General features: G+C 33.9%; 18 protein-coding genes. 2 read left to right on the top strand and 16 right to left on the bottom strand.

Features of this window, described 5'->3' with window-relative positions:
- The first annotated feature begins 26 nt into the window (after positions 1 to 26).
- Together FT986_RS09885 and FT986_RS09890 are read left to right on the top strand one after the other, a co-directional pair.
- Positions 27 to 665, top strand: coding sequence for a PTS sugar transporter subunit IIC (locus tag FT986_RS09885; RefSeq protein ID WP_147864888.1), 639 nt, complete (start codon positions 27 to 29; stop codon positions 663 to 665).
- Positions 666 to 669: 4 nt separating this feature from the next.
- A complete protein-coding gene (locus FT986_RS09890; RefSeq protein ID WP_147864889.1) occupies positions 670 to 1,026 on the top strand; it encodes a DUF1801 domain-containing protein in 357 nt (118 codons plus the stop codon).
- A gap of 34 nt (positions 1,027 to 1,060) precedes the next feature.
- Here the strand turns inward: FT986_RS09890 and FT986_RS09895 are convergent, their stop codons facing one another.
- From FT986_RS09895 to FT986_RS09970, 16 genes are all read right to left on the bottom strand, one after another.
- On the bottom strand, positions 1,061 to 1,999 hold the full coding sequence (locus FT986_RS09895; protein WP_147864890.1) for a DUF3078 domain-containing protein: 939 nt from the start codon (positions 1,997 to 1,999) through the stop codon (positions 1,061 to 1,063).
- A gap of 64 nt (positions 2,000 to 2,063) precedes the next feature.
- Positions 2,064 to 2,579: a DUF2480 family protein gene (locus FT986_RS09900; RefSeq protein WP_147864891.1), complete on the bottom strand. Its 516-nt coding sequence runs from the start codon at positions 2,577 to 2,579 to the stop codon at positions 2,064 to 2,066.
- 75 nt (positions 2,580 to 2,654) lie between these two features.
- Positions 2,655 to 4,490 (bottom strand): ABC transporter ATP-binding protein, encoded by a 1,836-nt coding sequence (locus tag FT986_RS09905; protein WP_147864892.1) that lies wholly within the window; start codon positions 4,488 to 4,490, stop codon positions 2,655 to 2,657.
- A gap of 16 nt (positions 4,491 to 4,506) precedes the next feature.
- Positions 4,507 to 4,833: an SUF system Fe-S cluster assembly protein gene (locus tag FT986_RS09910; RefSeq protein WP_111540766.1), complete on the bottom strand. Its 327-nt coding sequence runs from the start codon at positions 4,831 to 4,833 to the stop codon at positions 4,507 to 4,509.
- A gap of 12 nt (positions 4,834 to 4,845) precedes the next feature.
- A complete protein-coding gene (locus FT986_RS09915) occupies positions 4,846 to 5,271 on the bottom strand; it encodes a SufE family protein (RefSeq protein ID WP_370451163.1) in 426 nt (141 codons plus the stop codon).
- 4 nt (positions 5,272 to 5,275) lie between these two features.
- A complete protein-coding gene (locus FT986_RS09920; protein WP_147864893.1) occupies positions 5,276 to 5,677 on the bottom strand; it encodes an META domain-containing protein in 402 nt (133 codons plus the stop codon).
- Positions 5,674 to 6,900 (bottom strand): aminotransferase class V-fold PLP-dependent enzyme, encoded by a 1,227-nt coding sequence (locus FT986_RS09925; protein ID WP_147864894.1) that lies wholly within the window; start codon positions 6,898 to 6,900, stop codon positions 5,674 to 5,676. The genes FT986_RS09920 and FT986_RS09925 overlap by 4 nt, the downstream gene beginning before the upstream one ends.
- 10 nt (positions 6,901 to 6,910) lie before the next feature.
- Entirely contained in the window at positions 6,911 to 7,537 is a 627-nt protein-coding gene (locus tag FT986_RS09930) for an outer membrane beta-barrel protein (RefSeq protein WP_147864895.1), read from the bottom strand.
- A gap of 4 nt (positions 7,538 to 7,541) precedes the next feature.
- A complete protein-coding gene (sufD, locus tag FT986_RS09935) occupies positions 7,542 to 8,858 on the bottom strand; it encodes a Fe-S cluster assembly protein SufD (RefSeq protein ID WP_147864896.1) in 1,317 nt (438 codons plus the stop codon).
- 69 nt (positions 8,859 to 8,927) lie between these two features.
- Complete coding sequence (gene sufC / locus FT986_RS09940) at positions 8,928 to 9,686, bottom strand: Fe-S cluster assembly ATPase SufC (protein ID WP_147864897.1); 759 nt, start codon at positions 9,684 to 9,686, stop codon at positions 8,928 to 8,930.
- A 9-nt stretch (positions 9,687 to 9,695) separates the two neighbouring features.
- On the bottom strand, positions 9,696 to 10,112 hold the full coding sequence (locus tag FT986_RS09945) for a hypothetical protein (protein WP_147864898.1): 417 nt from the start codon (positions 10,110 to 10,112) through the stop codon (positions 9,696 to 9,698).
- Between the two features lie 11 nt (positions 10,113 to 10,123).
- Positions 10,124 to 11,572, bottom strand: a complete 1,449-nt coding sequence (sufB, locus tag FT986_RS09950; RefSeq protein WP_147864899.1) for a Fe-S cluster assembly protein SufB — start codon at positions 11,570 to 11,572, stop codon at positions 10,124 to 10,126.
- A gap of 19 nt (positions 11,573 to 11,591) precedes the next feature.
- The gene (locus tag FT986_RS09955) at positions 11,592 to 11,921 is read right to left on the bottom strand and encodes an iron-sulfur cluster assembly accessory protein (protein ID WP_111540774.1); all 330 of its coding nucleotides are present in this window, start codon (positions 11,919 to 11,921) and stop codon (positions 11,592 to 11,594) included.
- 309 nt (positions 11,922 to 12,230) lie between these two features.
- Entirely contained in the window at positions 12,231 to 13,295 is a 1,065-nt protein-coding gene (locus FT986_RS09960; protein ID WP_147864900.1) for a cytochrome-c peroxidase, read from the bottom strand.
- A 4-nt stretch (positions 13,296 to 13,299) separates the two neighbouring features.
- Complete coding sequence (locus FT986_RS09965) at positions 13,300 to 14,034, bottom strand: MbnP family protein (RefSeq protein WP_147864901.1); 735 nt, start codon at positions 14,032 to 14,034, stop codon at positions 13,300 to 13,302.
- 3 nt (positions 14,035 to 14,037) lie between these two features.
- Positions 14,038 to 15,426 carry a hypothetical protein gene (locus tag FT986_RS09970; RefSeq protein ID WP_147864902.1) on the bottom strand — a complete coding sequence of 463 codons (1,389 nt, stop codon included), beginning with the start codon at positions 15,424 to 15,426 and terminating at the stop codon, positions 14,038 to 14,040.

Raw genomic sequence — 15,426 nt, forward strand, 5'->3', positions numbered from 1 at the left:
TTTTTACTTTTGAGAAAATTGCTTTTATGAATTTTGATAAAAACAAGTACAAAGTCTACACGTGGAAGAACTGGATGATGCTTCACTACATCATTAATCCAGGCTTAGCTATAAATGAAATCTTGTTAGGAATGAAAGTTCCTAAAATTAGTCTAGTAGATAAAACTTCAGAAAAATCTTTGGCAGAAAGAAGCTTTATTCCATGTCCACATTGCAATACTTTTCACGACCATAGAACTTGGTCTACACAAAACAAAACTGCTTTTAAAAATTGGTTTGGTTTATTTTGTCCTACCTGCGAGAATATAATTCCGTGCTTAACGAATGCTACAAGTTTTATATTTTTAGCAATTACATTTCCGTTATGGGGATGGTTTAAAATTTCCTTAAAAAAGAAATGGTTAGAAAAGCAACCTCATCGGTTTAAAAATTTAGATTTAGAAAGCATCCCCAATCCTTATGAAAATGGTGGCTGGATTAAAATTGGCTTAATGTGGGGTCTGTGTATGTTTGTTATTATGAATTTTATCTTTCCGCTAATGTCTGGAGAAGATACCCCAACCAAATCGATACTTACCGCTATTCCTATTTGGATAATAGCTGGATTCGGGTTTGGATATACCATGAAGATGGTTATGAATAAAAAAGGGAAGAAAATTGCTTAGATAAATGAACAATCTAGATAATTTTTATTTAAACAAAGAAGAACCCAATAGGAGTTGCTTATTGGCTTTACGGAAAATTATCTTGGATTTAAACTGCGATATAACGGAAACTAAAAAATATGGAATGCCGTGTTTTTGCTATAAAAATAAAATGTTCTGTTATTTATGGACAGATAAACATACAGAAGAACCCTATATTTTATTTGTAGATGGAAATCTTTTAGATTACCCACAATTAGAAAAAGGCACCCGCTCTCGAATGAAAATATTGAGAATAGACTCCAATCAAGACCTTCCTTTAAAAACCATTCATACGCTACTCGACGCTGCTATAAATCTGCATAAAAAAAGCCTCCGTTAATCGGAAGCTTTTTTATATATGATATCTTCAAAAATTAGTTAGCTGCGTTAAGCTTATAAGTTAGACCAACACCCAAAACTTCTCTAATTTGAAACCCTTTAACAGCATTATCATCATAAATAGCTTGAAAAATAAAGCTCGCTGAAAGGTAATCGTTTACTTTCATATTGATATTCCCTGTATAATCTAAATCTACATTCTGTGGATCTTCTAAATAATTAGCATATAGATTTAAAATATTTTCAAAAGTAACATTTTCTGCGACAGTAAATTTAGCATACACATTCACAGAAGCACCAAATTCAAATCTTGTAGACTTACCTTGATCTACACCAAAGTAATCACCATCTGTATAACCTGGAGTAGTAGTAAATGCATCATCAACAAAAATAAGTCTTCCTGTTGCAGGAGCAATGTTTACACTTAAATTATCATCTTTTTTCCATAGCATGCCAGGACCTGCTTGTAAATAACCTGGAGATAAGAAATGAGTTGTTTCAGTTCTTATTTCTTCTTCACCAATTACATTACCTGTAATAGGATCTAAAACATCTACAGTACTATATTCGTAACCTTTTGCAAATTGAGTTTTAAAATTCATAAAGAATGAATAATACCAATTGCTTTCTTTTACTTGTTTTCCAGCAATAGAATTTATCTCTAAACGGTCATTTGTTTTACGAGTAAACTCTTGATCTTTTACTTTCGTTAAACCGTAATCTGCGATTAATCGGTTATCCCAAGTAAAATCTCCCTTTTTATAGTTTAAATCATAGCTCAAGTTAAGGTTTCCTGCATAGTTAGAAGTCCCTCCTCCTTGCCACTCTGCATTAAAAGCTGCTTGATTAAACAATAGAGAAACAGCTCCAGAACCTTTCCAACCATCAGGTCTTTCTTCTGCTTGTTCTTCTTGTGAATACGTAATTTGATTAGCTGTTAGTAATACTAAGAAAGTAAATAGTAATTTTTTCATGTCGCAATAAATATTTTTATTTTTTTGCAAATTTAAGTCTTTTAAGCCTTTAGAGAAAATAAACCTAAGACATCTTTGGCTTTTTATAAAGAGGAACAGAAGAACAGGCTTCTCCAAACATAAGACTTTTCACCTCTGGCTGAAGGTACTGAGCCAATAATAAATAGGCATTCTCTGGGACCGGAAGATTACTACATCCTTTTATAATTACCATTTGATCTTTAAAAGCTGACCAATTTTCTAGCTGAAGTTTTTCTGCATAAAGAATAGATTCTAGTTCTCGTAAATCTCCTACAACTACTTTTTTTGCATAAGGCTGAAGGTAAGTAGTTATCAACAAATAAGCCCATGAAGGAATAATTGCATCTGTACTACAATAAAGAGCCACAAAAGAATCTTTATAGCTCGACCAATCTTGATCTTTTAAGGTAGCCCTAAAATCTTTTTCACGAAGCACAAAACCTTCATAAAGCCAAGCACTAATATCTATTTGTTGGCGTTGTCCTGATAAATAATAGTCTTCTAAATTAACGGTGACTAGTTTACTATTTGCTACTCTATTTATAATTTCTTCTTCCATACTGCAAAAATACCAAATATAAATTTACTCCTAAGTGAAATTTAAAATCTTGTCCCTAATCAAAGATTAAGAAGTTTACTTATAACCTTCAGCTTGTAATGTAAACAGTTCTGAATACAACAATTTATTTTGCATTAATTCTATATGCGTACCCACTTCTAATATTTTACCTTCTTTTAGTACTACAATCTTATCTGCTTGACGAACGGTGCTAAAACGGTGAGAAATAATTATGCTTGTTTTTGATTTGGTAAGACCAATAAAACGAGTAAAGACTTCACTTTCTGCTTTTGCGTCGAGCGCGGAAGTGGGTTCATCTAAAATCATCACTTTCGCACTTTTCATATAAGCTCGTGCTAAAGCAACTTTTTGCCATTGCCCACCAGAAAGTTCAACTCCGTTAGAAAAACGTCTACCTAATTGTTGTTCATAACCAAACTCTAAATCTCCTACTACTTCATTAGCTAAACTTAATTGAGCAGCAGTTTTGATTTTTTCTAAATTTTCTACTTCATCAATATGACCAATAGCTATATTTTCTCTTAACGTAAACTCATACCTAAAGAAATCTTGAAAAATAACACCAAAATATTCTTGATATTCAGCTTTATTAAATTGATTGATATTAATTCCGTCAAGGAGAATTTCTCCGCTAGTAGGTTCATAAAAACGCAACATGAGTTTAATAAGAGTGGTTTTACCTGCGCCATTTTGACCTACGAAGGCCATTTTTTCACCCGCTTTTAGAGTAAAATTAACTCCTTTTAATACTTCTGAATTACTCTCGGGATATGCGAATCTAACATTTCTAAATTCAAAACCTATTTCAATAGACTTAGGAAGCGGCATCGTTTCTTGACTCTGGTCTTCTACTTCCATATCTATAAAGTCGAAGTAATCTTTTAGATATAATGCGCTTTCAGATATCCGCGTAAAGCGAGCAAAAAAGTCTTGTAAGCTTTTCATTAAACGATTAAAAGAACCTGAAAGAAAAGTAAGTTCTCCCAATGTAATAACTCCTGTTAATACTCTAAAAATGATAAAAACATATGCACCATAATAAGCAACCGTTCCTAAAACGTTGAATAAAAAGCCTAAGGAGGCTCTTCTTATAGAGAGTTTTCTGTTAAGTAAATAGTACGAATTGGAGAGATTTTTGAATCTATTGACCACAAAATCTGTTAGTCCAAAGAGTTTAATTTCTTTAGCTGTTTTATTATTGGCACCAATAAACCTTAGGTAATCTAATTCTCGTCTTTCTGAGGTCCAGCTTCTGGCTAGAGAGTATTGCTGCTGACTAAATTTAATCTCGTTGATAAATGCCGGAATAATACTAAGCACTAACAGAATAATTAGTAACGGCTCAAAGTAAATGAGTCCTACAATTAGTGAGGTAATAGTAATGATGCTTTGTGCCTGGGCTAGAACATTAGATAATAACCCTACTCTGCCCGTAGTTTGTGTTCTTGCTCGTTCTAATTTATCGTAATAATCGGGATCTTCGAGCTGGCTTATATTGATTTGGTTGGTTTTCTTTATAATTTTTACCGAGGTGGCAATATTATATTCATCACCTAAAAGACCATCTGTAAGTGAAATTGCTCTACCAAATAACTCTGATAGTAAAATCAAGCCAAACTCTACCGCAACATAAGTCCATAATTGAGTATAATCGGGATTGCTAAGCTCTATTTGAAGTAATATCTCATCTACAATTTCTTTTCCTATCCATAAAATAACGACAGGTAATAAAGCAGCTATAAGCCTGCAAATTGCTGAAATAATAAAAAGCCCTTTGTTAATATTCCAGATTTCTTTGAAAAATCTTGGAATAAAACTAAGGGCATTAAATGATGATTTAAAATTGGTTTTGTTTTTTTCTTTTAAAGAATTTAATTTTCTTCTTGGCATTTACATGTTTTGATTCTTAAAGCATTCCTAATTCTAGTTTTGCTTCTTCGCTCATTAAATCTTGTGTCCAAGGAGGATCGAAAGTGATCTCTACTTCTGCATCATTCACTTTATCTATAGATTTAATTTTTTCTTCTACTTCCTGCGGAAGTGATTCTGCCACTGGACAATTAGGCGTAGTTAAAGTCATTAAAACTTTTACATCATAGTTTTCATTTACAAAAACATCATAAATTAACCCTAATTCATAAATATCTACAGGGATCTCTGGGTCATAAATAGTTTTTATAACCTTCACCACTTTTTCTCCTAACTCGTTGGTATCTATTGTATCTACTGACATAATTCTTTACTTTTAATTGAGCTTTGCTTGATAAGCTAAAGCATACATTTTTATTTGTTTTACCATACTCACTAAACCATTAGCTCTAGTGGGTGATAAATGTTCTTTCAATCCAATCTCATCTATAAAATTGGTATCGGCATCTAAAATAGCTTGTGGCTCTTGATGAGAAAAAGAACGAATAAGAATAGCTACAATTCCTTTGGTGATAATTGCATCACTATCTGCAGTGAAAATAACTTTATCCCCATCTAACTTAGAATGCAACCAAACTTTACTCTGGCAACCTTTAATAAGGTTTTCATCTACTCTATACTGTTCTTCAATTAGAGGAAGGGATTTCCCTAGCTCTATCATATACTCATATCGCTGCATCCAATCTTCGAACATGGAAAACTCATCTACTATCTCTTCTTGTATATTTTTTATACTCTCCAATCGCTTATTTTTTTCCTTTTAAAATTACGTTTTTATTTTCATCCAATAGTAAAATCATATCTTCTTTATATTTATATGATTTTACTTGTGACATTGCTTTTAAAAACTGAGTTTCAATAGACATAAACATACAGGACATTTTAGTAACAGCAGCTTGTTTTACCTCCAGCATTCCGTTTTCTACAGTGTAGGAAGCGGTATATTTATTACAACCTGCACTACCAGTTACCCGGCTTGCTTCTGTATTAAAATTAATATCTACCTGAGCTTTATCATCAATTTCTTCACCATTAATACTTACAATATCATACTTTCCTGATTGCAATTCTGCTACAGCTTCTTTGGGAGATTTACATCCAAACACACTAAAAACCATTACAATTAAAACTAATCCTATATTTTTCATGATAACATCATTTTTGCTTTTTTAACGCTTTCAACTAACACATCAACCTCTTCTTTTGTATTGTAAAAAGAAAATGAAGCTCTTACCGTTCCCGGAATTTTAAAATAATCCATAATGGGTTGAGCACAATGATGGCCAGTTCTTACCGCTACTCCTAATTTATCAACAATAGTACCAATATCATAAGGATGAATTCCTTCTATGTTAAAAGAAATAACAGCTGTTTTATCGGCCGAAGTTCCATAGATTTTTAGACCCTCAATTTCCAACAATTGCTGAGTTGCATACTTTAAAAGCTCATATTCATATTCTGCAATTGCTTCAAACCCTATAGAATTCATATAATCTAATGCAGCTCCAAAAGCTATCCCTCCACAAATATTAGGAGTTCCTGCTTCAAATTTATGAGGTAAACCTGCGTAAGTCGTTTTTTCAAAACTCACTTGGTCTATCATCTCTCCACCGCCTTGGTAAGGAGGGAGTTTCTCTAACCATTCTTTTTTTCCGTAAAGAACCCCAACGCCCGTAGGTCCACATATTTTATGAGCAGAAACTACATAAAAATCTACATCTAGTGCTTGTACATCGGCTTTAATATGAGGAGCTGCTTGAGCACCATCTATTAAAACTGCAGCCCCAACTTCCCTAGCTTTTGCTATAACTTCTTGTATGGGATTCACCGTTCCTAATGCGTTAGAAACGTGATTAACGAAAACCAACTTGGTGTTTTCTGAAAATAATTCCGCGAAAGCGAGCTTATCTAACTCTCCTTGTGGAGTCATTGGAATCACCTTTAATTTAGCTCCGCTTTTTTCACACAACATCTGCCACGGGACAATATTAGAATGGTGTTCTAATGCCGAAACCAATACCTCATCTCCCTCTTTTAGAAGGTTGGAAAATCCATTTGCGACCAAGTTAATGCCGTGCGTGGTTCCTGAAGTAAAAATGATTTCTTCTTTATGTTTGGCATTAAAATGAGTTCGTATTTTCTCTCTTGCTTCTTCGTAAGCATCGGTTGCTTCTTGAGAAAGGCTATGTACTCCTCGGTGAATGTTGGCATTGTAGTTTTGATAATAATCTACAATAACATCGATCACCTGCTGCGGAGTTTGAGAAGTTGCAGCGTTATCTAAATACACTAAAGGTTTCCCATTTACTTTACGAGAAAGTATGGGGAAATCTTTACGGATTTTCTTAATATCTATATTTGAGTGACTCATAAAATGAGTTTTATTTATTGATAAGTGGAGTTAGATTGAAATATAAATTCACATAAGCTCCTGCTGTAGATGTTTCGTATCCGCTTAGGGCAATTGAATTTGAAAGGCCATAATTACCGATAAATTCCATTCCTATAGATTTAGAAAAAGTAAAACCGAAACCAAATAAAGCATCTAGAGATGTTGTTTTATAGACATCTTCATCGAAAGCAAAATCTGTAGTGATTGTTTTTTCCTTCAGTTTAAAATCAACTCCTAAACCACCAACTAGATAAAAGCCCTTATTATACTCTTTATTTATATCAAAAACCAATAAAGGTTGAAATTGAATACTTGAAACATATTGACCGTAATCGTTGTCTACATTATCAAATCTTATACTCTTATAATTTCCTTTATAAAATAAGTTTGCTTTTACTCCGATCGATTGGTTAAGTTGATAATTACCAAACACACCAATATTTAATGGAAAGCCATCTTTACCAAAAGCAGAATATCCATCTCCTCCAGAAATTGCTTCTCCAGAAATATCACCATCATACGCATTGGCACCTACTAAAAAACCATAGGTAAAATCTTGAGCACTTACAGCTAATGTTGAGAATGCAAAGATTATAATAACTAAAAACTGTTTCATAAGTTTATAGATCAAAACCTAAACTCACATTCAATTTATTTGCGATAAGCTTGTTGATACGTTTTTTTAGCTCAGGTATTTTCACACTTTCTAAAACATTATTAGCAAAGGCATACATTAATAATGCACGCGCTTCTTTAGCAGGAATTCCACGAGACTTTAAATAGAACATAGCATCTTCGTCTAACTGACCAATAGTACAACCGTGACTACATTTTACATCATCTGCAAAAATCTCTAATTGCGGCTTAGCGTTAATCGTAGCTTTATCACTTACCAAAATGTTATTATTACTTTGGAAAGCATTTGTCTTTTGCGCTTCCTTTTCAACTACCACTTTACCATTAAAAACTCCAACGGCTTTATCGTCAAAAATTCCTTTATAATCCTGATGACTTTCACAATTAGGCACCGCATGGTGAACTAATGTATTGTGGTCTACGTGTTGTTTACCTTCAATAATCGTAATACCCTTCATCGTAGAATCAATTCTTTCTCCACGTTGAAAGAATTGTAGATTATTACGTACTAATTTTCCTCCAAATGAAAACGTGTGAATAGAGCAGAAACTTTCTTGCTTTTGTTCCACGTAAGTGTTATCGATTAAAGAGGCAGATGTTTTATCATTCTGAATTTTATAATAATCTACTTGCGCTCTTTTTTCAGCATAAATTTCGGTAACCGAATTGGTTAACACAGGGTTTTCGGTTAAACTCTGGTGACGTTCTATAATTTGAACTTGTGAGTTCTCCTCTACCACAATTAAATTTCTTGGCTGAAGCATTAAAGCCGATTCATTTCCTGTAGAAAAATTAAGAATTTGAATAGGACGATCTGCTAAGGTATTCTTTGGGATATAGATAAATGCTCCTTCTCTAGAAAATGCTGTATTTAAAGCGTTTAATCCTGAGTCTTGAGGAGTTATTTTATTAAAATAATTATCTATTACTGCTTTGTACTTTTCGTGATGTAATGCAGATGACATTAAACAAGCATCTATCTTATCGTGTGTCGTATTAGACAGGTGAGAAGAATATATTCCATCTATAAATACGATAGAATAAGTATCTATATCATGAATAAAGTACTTTTTAACGTCTTTATAATCTATAGTATTCTCCTCTTTTGGGAATATGCTATAGTCTTCTTTTAATACTGAATTTAAAGAAGTGTATTTCCAATCTTCTTCTTTCTTATTTGGAAAACCAATTGTTTCAAAATCTTTAATGGCTTTGGTTCGCAATTGATGAATTTGATTATTGACATCTATTTGATCTTCAAAAGCAAAAAAAGAAGAGATTAATTTATCTTTTAATTCCATGGGTAATCTTGACTTTGCCCCTAATGGGGAATTGATATTGTTACTTTTTACATTAACTAGAAGTATTTTCTAGCTTTCTACTTTCACTTCTTCTTTAATCCAATCGTAACCGTGTTCTTCTAGCTTGTGAGCTAATTCTTTTCCTCCAGATTTCACAATCTTTCCGTTAAGAAGAACGTGTACGTAATCTGGTATTATATAATCCAATAAACGTTGATAATGTGTAATTACGATCACCGCATTGTCTTTAGTTTTTAATTTGTTCACTCCGTTAGAAACAATACGAAGTGCATCGATATCTAAACCAGAATCTGTTTCATCAAGAATAGATAGTTTCGGCTCTAACATTGCCATTTGAAAAATCTCATTACGTTTTTTCTCTCCTCCAGAAAACCCTTCATTAAGTGATCTAGATAAAAACTTACGGTCAATTTCTAACAACTCAGATTTCTCACGGATTTTCTTTAACATGTCTTTCGCTGGCATATCTTCTAAACCTTGAGCTTTTCTGGTCTCATTGATAGCCGTCTTCATAAAGTTAGTTACCGAAACTCCAGGGATTTCTACTGGATATTGAAACGAAAGAAATAAACCTTTATGTGCTCTTTCATCTGCTTCCATTTCAGAGATTTCTTCATTTTCTAGAATAATTTCTCCTTCTGTTTGCTCGTATTCCTCTTTTCCAGCTATTACAGAAGCCAATGTACTTTTACCAGACCCGTTAGGTCCCATAATCGCGTGTACTTCTCCTGCATTAATTTCTAGGTTAATCCCTTTAAGTATCTCTTTTCCTTCAACACTTGCGTGTAAATTCTTTATCTTTAGCATCTCTTTGTTTTATTTTCCTTTAACTTTAATTGCTTCTTCTCCTTTTGGTGCTGAAACTTTTAAAATCTCTTTAATTTCTATAATCTCGTCCCAACCTTCTTTAGCAGGGTTAGGTTTTACTTTTGCTTTTACAATCACAGGAACCATATCAAAATCTTCTCTTTTAAGAGGCTTAACCTGTTCTGATAATTTCATCGTCATAGAGTCTAATTGCACTCCATAAATAAAATTATTTCCTGTTAATACAGCTGCATCTGCCACATAAATAAACTCACCACTTAAGGTTACAATCCCATTTTTATTTTGAGAATCTTCCACTTGAGTAGTTTCAGCTTCTGCTTCCTTTACTTCTTCTTTTTTAGCATCTTGCTTACAACTTGTAAAGAAGACCGCTAATAAACTGGTGATAATAAATGCTTTTTTCATGTTTTAAGTTTTTATCCTACTGATCCTTCTAAAGAAATTTCTAATAATTTTTGAGCCTCAACAGCAAACTCCATAGGAAGTTTGTTTAACACCTCTTTACTAAAACCATTTACAATTAATGCAATAGCCTTTTCTGTATCAATTCCTCTTTGGTTACAGTAGAAAATCTGATCTTCCCCAATCTTACTTGTGGTTGCCTCGTGTTCTACTTTAGCCGATTTGTTTTTGGTTTCTATATACGGAAAAGTATGCGCTCCACACTCATTCCCCATTAACAGAGAGTCACATTGTGAGAAGTTTCTAGCATTTTCAGCTCTACTATTAATTTGTACTAATCCTCGATAAGAGTTTTGAGATTTCCCTGCGGAAATTCCTTTAGAAATAATGGTACTCTTCGTGTTTTTCCCTAAATGAATCATTTTAGTACCTGTATCTGCTTGCTGATAATTATTAGTCACCGCAATAGAGTAAAACTCTCCAATAGAATAATCTCCTTTTAAGATACAGCTAGGATATTTCCAAGTTACCGCACTACCCGTTTCTACCTGAGTCCAGCTAATTTTAGCTCGGTCTTCACATAAACCTCTTTTAGTTACAAAATTGAAAACCCCTCCTTTACCTTCAGCATTACCAGGATACCAGTTTTGAACCGTACTGTATTTAATTTCAGCATCATCTAGCGCAATAAGCTCTACTACCGCTGCGTGCAATTGATTTTCATCTCTACTTGGCGCCGTACAACCTTCTAAATAACTTACGTAACTTCCTTCATCGGCTACCACCAAAGTTCTTTCAAACTGTCCTGTCCCGGCTTGGTTAATTCTAAAATAAGTAGAAAGCTCCATCGGGCATTTTACACCTTTAGGGATGTAACAAAAAGAACCATCACTAAATACAGCCGAATTTAAGGCTGCATAAAAGTTATCTTTCTGCGGAACTACGGTTCCTAAATGTTTCTTCACCAATTCTGGATGTTCTTTGATCGCTTCAGAAATAGAACAGAATATAATTCCTTTTTCCGCTAAGGTTTTCTTGAATGTCGTTGTCACGGAAACAGAATCCATCACCACATCTACAGCTACTCCAGCTAATTTCTTTTGCTCATCTAAAGATATTCCTAAACGCTTAAACGTATCCAACAGCTCTGGATCTACATCATCGATACTATCGTATTTAGGCTTTTTATTGGGAGCTGAATAATAGGAAATATCTTGAAAGTTGGGTTTTTCGTAATGTACATTAGCCCAATCTGGCTCTTCCATTTGTTCCCAAACCCTAAAAGCTTCCAAACGCCATTGGGTCATCCACTCGGGCTCTTCCTTTTTCTTTGAAATAGCTCTTACAATATCTTCATTTAAACCTACAGGAAAAGTATCAGATTCTATATCGGTATAAAACCCATATTCATATTCCTTGGTTTTTAACTCTTCTCTTAAGTCGTCTTCTGTAAACTTATTCATTATCTTTTTGCTTCAAAAATTAAAGTGAAAATGATTCACCACAACCGCAGGTTCTTTGTGCATTAGGATTATTAAAAATAAATCCTTTTCCGTTAAGCCCCCCAGAATATTCTAGAGTGGTTCCTAACAAATACAAAAAACTTTTTTTATCTACGATAAGTTGTATTCCATTGTCTTGAAATACTTTATCTTCTTCTACTCGGGCTTGATCAAAGTTTAAATCGTAAGATAAACCAGAACAACCCCCACTTTTAACACCTACTCGAACGTAGTCTTTTTCGGCGTCAAATCCTTCCTCTGCCATCAAACTCGCTAACTTTACTTTAGCTTCCTGACTAACCTTTATCATAATTTGTTTAAATTAATTCTATCTAATCTGCAAATATACAATTTAAGGTGCTGAATACCATATTTGCCTAGATTAATATCTGTTATTGTTTTATAGGGTTTGGTTATAGGATGTAAATAAAAAACCGCTTTCATTAAATTGAAAGCGGTTTAAAATTTTAAAGTAAAACACTATTCTAATTTATTTCAATTTATTGCTAATCATGGTATTAAATAGAATTCTATTACAAGAAGAAAAAAGAATGAGAACCATAATGAATATTAATAAGCGAGTTTTATTACACATTAGAAATTTAAATAATTGTAAAAACTAAAACTCCGCAAAGCGTTCATCTAGTAAAAAGTTGGTATCGGTTAAAGTTTTAAAATAGGTAATGAGTTGTTGCTTTTCTTCTTCCGTTAAGGAAATTCCTACTTGATTTTCTTGCTGCAAAAGCGGGTCTAAGGTTTCTGAAACCTCAACACCTTTATCATAAAAATCGAGTACTTCTTTTAAGGTAGCAAATCTCCCGTCGTGCATATAAGGATAGGTAATTTCTATATTTCTTAAGCTAGGCACTTTAAACTTTCTATGGTCTTCTGCCAAACCTGTCACCCTTTCTCTACCAATATCATTGTATTCTAGATCTAAAGGCAAACCATTGTTTCGATAAGATTGGTCAGTAAACAAGGTTCCGGCGTGGCAACTGGCGCATTTTTGGTCAAAAACAGCTTTTCCTGCCAGTTCTTCTTCCGTGAAAACGGCGCCTTCATTACGTTCTACTTTATCATATTTAGATTCAGCTGAAACCATCATCACCAAAAACTGCGAAATGGCCTTGAGCATATTATCGGTATTTACCTCATCGTTTTCAAAAGCTTCTTTAAAAAGCTCAACATACACCTCGTCCCCTTTTAATTTGGCTATAATATTAGAAAAACTTTCATTCATCTCTACCTCAGCAGTGATAGGAATAATGGGCTGTTCATCAAGATGATCGGCTGCGCCATCCCACGTAAATTCCTTCATAAAAGCCATGTTATGAAGTGGTTGGGCATTTCTAGTCCCTAAAATTCCATTAACCCCGTGACTCACTATATGAGTGTGATGTGTAAATGAAAAATCTTGAATGTGACAAAACCCACAACTTACTACGCCGTCTGATGACAGCTTACCATCATAAAATAACTTTTTTCCTAATTCAAAACCTTTTTCGGTAGGCGGATTTGCAGTTAAATCGTACGTAAGCTCTGGAAAGTTTGACGGTATTTGAAAATCTAATTCTTTATTTTCTTCCTGCTGATTTGTGATCGACTCATAACCACCCTCATCGTCTTTACCGCAAGACCATAACAGCAAATTAATGCAAATTAAATATGTTATTTTTTTCCACATGAATTTATTCCGTTGCAACGGAAAAAGCTTGTTGCACGTTACTAATTACTTTAGGCGCATACACAGGATCTACTTGAATATCGGCTTTTTCTTCTAACGACATTTCATTTTCTCCCGCAAATACCTTGGCTACATCAAACTTTATATTTACGGTACTTACAGCCCTAGCATTCTCATAAGAAAGCGTTACTTCCTTATAATTATCTAAAGTTTCGCCATGACTTCCAATGTGATATAAAAAAGGTTCATCTTGACTATTTTCACTATTAAAAACACCTTCCATTTTAAAGAAAATATAACCTGCGGACCAAGACCAAAGCATATTGTTTTCTTCAGCAGTAGGCACAAAGTTATTCACTCCGTTTAATGGATAATTTGACTGGTCTACCCCTACACCAAACCGGATTGACTTTATGTTATCAAAAGGAAGGTTATTCAAAACTATTTTTTGTGAAGCTTCATCGTTTTCCCTAACCAAGAAGTAGCTTTCTTCAACAGGGTAAATATATTCTTCACCACTAGCATCTATTAAAACAATATTACTAATGATATAATTTAACGTAGAGATATTTAGAATTTCATCGGAAGAATTAACGTATGTCCCAGTTTCTAAATCAATGCTTTCTCCTGCAAATTCATTTTTAAATTGAAGGCTGAGGTTATTATTTTCATCATCTTCATCTTTAAAACAGCTTGTTATTGAAATAGCTATCACTAACACTACTATTATTTTTTTCATTTGTTATTTTAATTTAATAAGCAATATATCTTTTGAACCTTTGTTCTCCTTAACATCGTAATCTGCGCTTTCTGTATTACCAATTAGAACCACTCCGAGATCTTCTAATTGAATAGCTTGATTGATAAAATCTAAATCTGATCCGCCAAATGTAGATTGCCATTTTACAATTCCACTACCATCAGTTATGACAGCCCAAGCGTCATTGCTTCCATAATTCTGCGTTAGCATATGATCCTGACTTTTAGAGCTTCCGGAAATGAGTAAATCTCCATTTTGAAATTCCTCAATAGATCTAGCGGAATCAAAATCACTTCCGCCAAGGGTTTTTTCCCATATAAGATTTCCTAAAGGGTCGAACTTAATCATCCAAAAATCTGAGTTCCCCATCGGGTTAGAAATATCTCCATCACTACTTCTGGTATCTCCTGCCAATACGAAGTTACCATCTTGCGTTTCAGTCACCGAATAACCTATTTCTATAGAAGAACCTCCAAAATTTTTCTGCCAAAGCAAATTACCGTCCAAATCGGTTTTGACCACCCAAATGTCATAACTTCCTTTAGGATTGGTAATATCAAAATCGTCACTTTCTGAAGAGCCAACCATTAAAATATCTTGTGTAGAAGTTTGTATAACGTCATAACTACGGTCGTTATTAGTCCCACCAAAATAGCGTCGCCAAATTTTGTTTCCATTTTCATCTAAACGAATACCCCAAAATTCTCCAACTCCGTGTAGAACCGCAGCTCCTTTTCTTTTTAGATCATTTCCCTCTCCGTCACTAGCTGTTACATCTAAGAACCCCGTAAGAAAGAAACCTCCATCTTGTAACTCAGTTAAAGAAAAGCTTCGATCACTTCCTGGAAAACCAAAAGTTTTTGACCATTGTATATTTCCTGAAGCATCTAATTTTAGCATCCAATAATCATAAAAACCGTTATTATCGCTTACCTCCCCGTCGTTGCTGCGAGAAAATCCGGTAACGGCAAATCCGCCATCGCTTGTTGCTATTATTTTCTGACCGCGATCGTCATCACTACCTCCATAGACTTGATCCCATTGTTTATTCCCGTTAGCATCTAATTTTAAAAGCCAATAGTCACTATCTGTAGAAGATTTTCCTGTTACATCACCATCTATACTCTGTGTAAATCCAAAAACAGCAATCCCTCCATCTAATGTTTTTGTAACTGAAAGTGCATCATCTTCTCCACTTCCACCAAATGTTTTTACATAATCGATTTCACCTAAAAATCCTTGAGTTGGATTATCATCTGTAGGATCTGGAGTATCGACACTTCCATTTGTTGTAGCTTCATCTTTGCTACAACCCAAGGCTAACAGCGCAAATACTATTATTGATAAAAACTTTAGGTAAGGTAGTTTCAT

It is taken from the genome of Mesonia sp. K4-1 (assembly GCF_008017825.1).
In the GTDB taxonomy this organism is placed as follows: Bacteria; Bacteroidota; Bacteroidia; order Flavobacteriales; family Flavobacteriaceae; genus Mesonia.

Bases quoted from the DNA above. Each gene is read 5' to 3' on its own strand.
- sufD (WP_147864896.1), bottom strand. From the start codon at position 8,858: ATGGAATTAAAAGATAAATTAATCTCTTCTTTTTTTGCTTTTGAAGAT.
- FT986_RS09965 (WP_147864901.1), bottom strand. From the start codon at position 14,034: ATGAAAAAAATAATAGTAGTGTTAGTGATAGCTATTTCAATAACAAGC.
- FT986_RS09925 (WP_147864894.1), bottom strand. From the start codon at position 6,900: ATGAGTCACTCAAATATAGATATTAAGAAAATCCGTAAAGATTTCCCC.
- FT986_RS09930 (WP_147864895.1), bottom strand. From the start codon at position 7,537: ATGAAACAGTTTTTAGTTATTATAATCTTTGCATTCTCAACATTAGCT.
- FT986_RS09920 (WP_147864893.1), bottom strand. From the start codon at position 5,677: ATGAAAAATATAGGATTAGTTTTAATTGTAATGGTTTTTAGTGTGTTT.
- FT986_RS09885 (WP_147864888.1), top strand. From the start codon at position 27: ATGAATTTTGATAAAAACAAGTACAAAGTCTACACGTGGAAGAACTGG.
- sufB (WP_147864899.1), bottom strand. From the start codon at position 11,572: ATGAATAAGTTTACAGAAGACGACTTAAGAGAAGAGTTAAAAACCAAG.
- FT986_RS09955 (WP_111540774.1), bottom strand. From the start codon at position 11,921: ATGATAAAGGTTAGTCAGGAAGCTAAAGTAAAGTTAGCGAGTTTGATG.
- FT986_RS09905 (WP_147864892.1), bottom strand. From the start codon at position 4,490: ATGCCAAGAAGAAAATTAAATTCTTTAAAAGAAAAAAACAAAACCAAT.
- FT986_RS09900 (WP_147864891.1), bottom strand. From the start codon at position 2,579: ATGGAAGAAGAAATTATAAATAGAGTAGCAAATAGTAAACTAGTCACC.
- FT986_RS09970 (WP_147864902.1), bottom strand. From the start codon at position 15,426: ATGAAACTACCTTACCTAAAGTTTTTATCAATAATAGTATTTGCGCTG.
- FT986_RS09960 (WP_147864900.1), bottom strand. From the start codon at position 13,295: ATGTGGAAAAAAATAACATATTTAATTTGCATTAATTTGCTGTTATGG.
- FT986_RS09895 (WP_147864890.1), bottom strand. From the start codon at position 1,999: ATGAAAAAATTACTATTTACTTTCTTAGTATTACTAACAGCTAATCAA.
- FT986_RS09890 (WP_147864889.1), top strand. From the start codon at position 670: ATGAACAATCTAGATAATTTTTATTTAAACAAAGAAGAACCCAATAGG.
- FT986_RS09910 (WP_111540766.1), bottom strand. From the start codon at position 4,833: ATGTCAGTAGATACAATAGATACCAACGAGTTAGGAGAAAAAGTGGTG.
- FT986_RS09945 (WP_147864898.1), bottom strand. From the start codon at position 10,112: ATGAAAAAAGCATTTATTATCACCAGTTTATTAGCGGTCTTCTTTACA.
- sufC (WP_147864897.1), bottom strand. From the start codon at position 9,686: ATGCTAAAGATAAAGAATTTACACGCAAGTGTTGAAGGAAAAGAGATA.